The 246-nt window shown below is 59.3% G+C and carries 1 protein-coding gene; it reads right to left on the minus strand.

The genetic code is table 11. The features are described 5' to 3' along the window. Positions 1-246: hypothetical protein (locus ACQG3P_RS21545; RefSeq protein WP_426806194.1), on the minus strand; the 246-nt coding region annotated here is incomplete at both ends.

A 246-nucleotide genomic window follows, 5' to 3' on the forward strand; every position in this document is an offset into this window, starting at 1 on the left:
GCTGTACACCAGGAACAACCCGCCGGCGTAATCCATCTCAACGACCAGGTAGGTTTCATTGAACAGGGCTCCGCTCTGGAACACGGGAACCGACCCAAAGTTCCCCGACGGTCCAGGAGCGAAACCCAGATCATTGTGGTAGTGGCCGGCAAACGCCGCCTGTACTCCATCGGACTGGATGAGGTGCTTGAAGCGCGCGGTATCGCCGCTGGGACACGCGCTGCGTTTGTGCAGGTTGAGGAAAAC

The organism is Stenotrophomonas sp. SrG (genome assembly GCF_050031795.1).
Classification (GTDB): Bacteria; Pseudomonadota; Gammaproteobacteria; order Xanthomonadales; family Xanthomonadaceae; genus Stenotrophomonas; species Stenotrophomonas rhizophila_A.